Annotated in this window: 4 protein-coding genes and 1 tRNA gene; 2 read left to right on the top strand and 3 right to left on the bottom strand. The window is 61.5% G+C overall.

The window, feature by feature from the left end:
- Window positions 1-757: 757 nt before the first annotated feature.
- A complete protein-coding gene (locus U9R81_RS15175; protein WP_322496273.1) occupies window positions 758-1,693 on the bottom strand; it encodes an intradiol ring-cleavage dioxygenase in 936 nt (311 codons plus the stop codon).
- Between the two features lie 283 nt (window positions 1,694-1,976).
- On the opposite strand from U9R81_RS15175, the gene U9R81_RS15170 reads away from it, so the two are divergent.
- Window positions 1,977-2,792: an enoyl-CoA hydratase gene (locus U9R81_RS15170; RefSeq protein ID WP_322496272.1), complete on the top strand. Its 816-nt coding sequence runs from the start codon at window positions 1,977-1,979 to the stop codon at window positions 2,790-2,792.
- A 45-nt stretch (window positions 2,793-2,837) separates the two neighbouring features.
- Here U9R81_RS15170 and U9R81_RS15165 read toward each other — a convergent pair.
- Together U9R81_RS15165 and U9R81_RS15160 are read right to left on the bottom strand one after the other, a co-directional pair.
- Window positions 2,838-2,914, bottom strand: a tRNA-Glu gene (locus U9R81_RS15165).
- Between the two features lie 46 nt (window positions 2,915-2,960).
- Complete coding sequence (locus U9R81_RS15160; protein WP_322496271.1) at window positions 2,961-3,524, bottom strand: hypothetical protein; 564 nt, start codon at window positions 3,522-3,524, stop codon at window positions 2,961-2,963.
- A gap of 168 nt (window positions 3,525-3,692) precedes the next feature.
- Here U9R81_RS15160 and cysK point away from each other — a divergent pair, with 168 nt between their 5' ends.
- Window positions 3,693-4,622, top strand: coding sequence for a cysteine synthase A (gene cysK / locus U9R81_RS15155; protein ID WP_322496270.1), 930 nt, complete (start codon window positions 3,693-3,695; stop codon window positions 4,620-4,622).
- The last annotated feature ends 268 nt before the right edge of the window (window positions 4,623-4,890 follow it).

Genomic DNA, 4,890 nt, shown 5'->3' with positions numbered 1-4,890 from the left:
CACCTCACGGTGGGAGAGGGGGTTGGGGGGTGAGGGCCATCACCACGGCGCAAAGGTTTTGTACCGCAGAGGTCGCAGTGAGCGCCGAGGGGAATGAGGGATCATCCGTCGCGTCCTCCGCCCCCCTGCGGTACTCTCCAACCCTACTAGTGCAGGAGCGGGGCACTAGAGCAATGGCTGTGCCGTCCGCCCAGCGGCGCTGCAACGGCAGTCAACGCAAAGACGCAAAACAAGCCAAGCTGCAGAGGGTGTAACGCAAAATCGCAAAAAACGCAAAGAGGGCAGAGTTTTGAGGGCAGAGCCGCCTCCCCGATTGTCATTGCGAACCGAGCGGTCGGGGCCAAGCAGCGCTCGGCCCGCCGTGAGGCGAAGCAATCTCCCGCGAACGCGGGAAGCATACGCTCAGGTCTATATTGCGCTATAAGGAGGAGATTGCTTCGGGCGCTCCGCGCCCTCGCAATGACATGATGCCTCTCCCGCCACGAGGTGGAAGACGGGGCTGAGGTCGGGCCAAGGGCCCGCGCAGCGGGCTTCGTAACGGGATCCCGGCCCTTCAATGCCGGGGCAGCAACAGATGCTCCCCTCACCCCCATCCCCTCTCCTGCTAGCGCAGGAGAGGGGCGCTGTTGCGTGCCGCTCTATCGCAGGCTCTACTGCATACCACGCAGCGCTCCACCCAAAGATGTTTGTGCCTTTTGCGTCTTTTTGTGGCTATGCCGCTGCGCAGCTCCCCCGCACCTGCCACGAAGTGTCTTGCTCACACTCCCGGCACGCCGATCGTCAACCGCACCAATAGCCCATCGTTGATCGTGCCAGTGATGGTCGCCATCTGCTGCTCCCACCCGTCGCGGAAGACGCCATCCCGTTCGAGCGAGAGTTGGTCGAGGTTGCGCAGGCTGTTGCCGTATTGGGCATCGGCGTACACTTGCCGGCTAATGTCAGCGGGAAAGGCGAGTTGCGACGTATGCACCACATCGCGCGCGCTGGTGGCTTGCGCAAGCGAGGGGTAAATCTCGAAGTGGATGTGCGGCCAGCGCCCGGCGTAACAGCCGGGGAAGATGGTCTGAAACACGGCAAGCCCATCTGCGCCGGCGGCTTGCACCCCGCGCAAGTAGTCTTCGCCTTCGACGCCGGGACTGTACATCGAGTAGCGTCCCGGCGCATCACAGTGCCAGACATAGATCGCGTAGCCCTCCAGTGGCGCGCAGTCGCCACCCGCCCGCACCAGCTTCAATTCGAGCCGCAACGGCACGCCGGCGGCAGTGTTGCCGGTGCCAAGGCTGGTGCGGATGTCGGTCCGCACCACTCCCGACCGGCTAAGCACGTTGAGGCTGGCGCCTTGCGCGCCGTTGCCGGGGAAGGGGCCAGCAGTTTCGCGCGGAATGGCATCAACGCATTCGGTCACCGCCGCACTGGTTGGGACTGCCGTTGGGGCGATGGCAGCAGTGGGGGCCGTGGTTGGTACCGCAGTGGCCGCCGCCGCAGCCGGCGCGGTGGTAGGGACAGCGGTGGGACTTGGCGCGGCGGTGGGGGTCGCGACCGAATTGGCTATTGATGTGCAGCCGGCGAGAAAGGTGGTGATTCCCACCAAGCCAAGCCGCAAGAGCCGCCGGCGGGTGAGCAGCGGTTGCTGCATCATGGCCAGATCGGCTTGCAAGCCGAGATCAAAGAGGTCGCGAGGTTCTGTTTGCATGAGTCTGAGTAGGAAATCTGTTTATCTTGGCATCGCCTACCTAAGTCATAGCACATGCCCGTGCCGGAATTGATGAGAAGTTGTGAAGAGGTGGTGAAGGGCGCAAGGACGCGCATAGATCACGCTTATCGCCACACCCCAGCCCATCTTCGTGTACAATAACGCACGAGTATCCCATCGCGCCGAACCGTACCAATACCAACTTACCGCAGTAGATGCTGAAAGGGACATCATCCTCTGCGTCCTCCGCGTCCTCTGCGGTAATACATCAAAGGAGATGACCATGCAACCAAGCGAGACCACCGTCGAACCCTATGTGCTGAGCGACATTGATGGGCGCGGCATTGCCCGCCTCACCCTCAACCGCCCTCGCCAGTTCAACGCCCTTTCCGACGAAATGCTGGCCGCGCTGCAAGCCGAGTTTGACGCAATTGCCGCCAATCCGCAGGCGCGGGTGGTGGTGCTGGCCGCCGCCGGCAAAGCATTCTGCGCCGGCCACGATCTCAAGCAGATGCAGGCTCATCCCGACCAACAGTACTACGAAGACCTCTTCGCCCGCTGTTCGCAGATGATGCTGACCATTCAGCGCATGCCGCAGCCGGTTATCGCCCGCGTGCATGGCATTGCCACTGCCGCCGGCTGCCAATTGGTTGCGATGTGCGATCTCGCCGTCGCCTCGACCGAAGCCAAATTTGCGGTGTCGGGGATTAACGTCGGTCTGTTCTGTTCGACGCCATCGGTTGCGCTGTCGCGCAACATCGGGCGCAAAGCCGCTTTTGAGATGCTCGTCACCGGCGAGTTTATCGATGCCCCAACCGCCCAACGGCTGGGGTTGGTTAACCGGGTCGCGCCACCCGCCGAACTCGACGTCGAGGTGCAACGGCTAGTTGATGCGATCCTGTCCAAGCCGGCTGAGTCGATTGCCATCGGCAAATCGCTCTTTTACCGCCAGATCGAGCTGCCGATGGCAGAAGCCTACCAACTCGCCGGCCAGACCATGGCTTGCAATATGATGGAACCCTGCGCCCAAGAGGGGGTCGCCGCGTTTGTTGAAAAGCGCCCGCCAGCGTGGGCAACCACAGAGAATCGCTCCCGCTAGTGCCAAAACACCAAGCGCGCCGCAGTAATTGCGGTGCGCTTGGATTGGTGCCCCCAGCGGGATTCGAACCCGCGATCTCCACCTTGAAAGGGTGATGTCCTAGGCCACTAGACGATGGGGGCCTAACGCGGGTGCATTATACCATATTTTGTGATTGTTGCAACCCGCCTACGCCTCCGGCAACTCATCGTAGTAATCGGCTAGCCCGGCCAGCGTCATCTGGGCCAAAAACGGCGTCACCTCATTGCCGAGCGAGGTGCGGAACGCGCTATAGTCAATCGCCACCGCCGCCCTCCAATCGCCAGCCTCAGTAAAGCGCGGCAGGTAGCGCCGCAATTGCGCTGCCAGCAATCGGCGCGGGTTGGGCAGCGCAAACAATAGCACCGCGCGCTGCAAATATTCTGAAAAGGCGGTCGTGTTCGCCTCATCATCCACTGGCGGGTCGCCAAGCTTGGCAATGATGCGCTGGATGATCGCTGGCCCGATGTGCAGCGGATCAAATATCGGGTCACGGAATAACTCGACGCAGTAGGCATCGAGCGCGGCTTGATCCCGGTGCAACGCCAACGCTACTGCACGCTGGCCGTTTAATGCCCGCACCGCCTCTGCAATCCGCGCTTGCTCGGCAGCGTCGGGTGGATCGGCCAGCCATGTGCCGGCACATCGCGTTAACCGGATTGCTTCTTCCCCGCCGCCGGCCCGATCGACCGGACGCACTGAGCGACCGCGCATAGCTGATCCCTCCCGTGTTGGCTTCCTTGCGCCGCTTAGTATAACACGATCTGAGACACGCGGCGCTATCTTGAAAACTTGACTTTCTTGCACAACAAATTGACATTTATTGCCAGCCTGATTACAATATGAGCAGAGATTCGCCTGAATCACACAAAGGAGCCTACCGTGGCCCGCATTTACAACTCAATCACCGAATTGATCGGTAATACGCCGCTGGTGCGCCTCAACCGCGTGAATGATACTCGCGCCACCGTGGTTGCCAAACTCGAATTCTTCAATCCGGCCAGCTCGGTGAAAGACCGGATTGGCTTGGCGATGATCGACGCCGCCGAGCGCGAGGGTCTTATCCGTCCCGGCGAGACGGTGCTGATCGAGCCGACCAGCGGCAATACCGGCATTGGCTTGGCGCTGGTGGCTGCTGCCCGTGGCTATCGCCTCATCCTCACTATGCCCGAAACGATGAGCATCGAACGGCGCAAGCTGCTGCGTGGCTTCGGCGCGGAATTGGTGCTGACGCCGGGCAGCGAGGGCATGCGCGGCGCCATTGCCCGCGCCGAGGAGTTGTTGGCCGAGATTCCCAATAGCTTTATGCCCCAGCAGTTTAAGAACCCGGCCAACCCGGCTATTCACCGCGCTACAACTGCCGAAGAGATTTGGCGCGATACCGATGGTCAAGTTGATATTGTCGTCGGCGGCGTTGGCACCGGCGGCACCCTCACCGGCATCGGCGAGGTGCTCAAGCCGCGCCGGCCCAGCCTGCGGATCGTCGCCGTCGAACCGGAAGCGTCGCCGGTGTTGTCGGGCGGCAAGCCCGGCCCGCACAAGATTCAGGGCATTGGCGCCGGTTTTATTCCTGATGTGTTGAACACCTCCATTCTCGATGAGATTCAGCAGGTCAGCAACGAAGATGCCTTTGCGATGGCGCGCCGGCTGGCCCGCGAAGAAGGCTTGATGGTCGGCATTTCGAGCGGCGCCGCTGCCACTGCTGCCCTCCGCGTCGCCCGCCGCCCGGAAAACGCCGGTAAGCTGATCGTCTTTATCGTGCCGTCAAATGGCGAACGCTATCTCTCGACCCCGCTCTTCGCCGAGGAGTAACTGCATTTGTCGCGTAGGTTGCCCTGAACGCAAAGGCGCGAAGAGGTTTCGCCGAGCTGGGCAGGAGTATCAACGCCAAGGCGCCACGACCCGAAGGCATCGAGAGTGAGTTCAGGCAGTTGCACCACGCTTGGACCATCACCCTTGCATCATTGCGCCTTGGCATTAAAGCTCTTTGCGACCTTAGCGCCTCTCCCACTATCCTTGCACTTTTAACCATTGCTATGCGGCGAGTTGACGGACAATAGCGGCGAAGGCTTCCTGATGC

The organism is Chloroflexus sp. (assembly GCF_034435895.1).
In the GTDB taxonomy this organism is placed as follows: Bacteria; Chloroflexota; Chloroflexia; order Chloroflexales; family Chloroflexaceae; genus Chloroflexus.
This window is presented reverse-complemented; position numbering and strand designations above follow the sequence as displayed.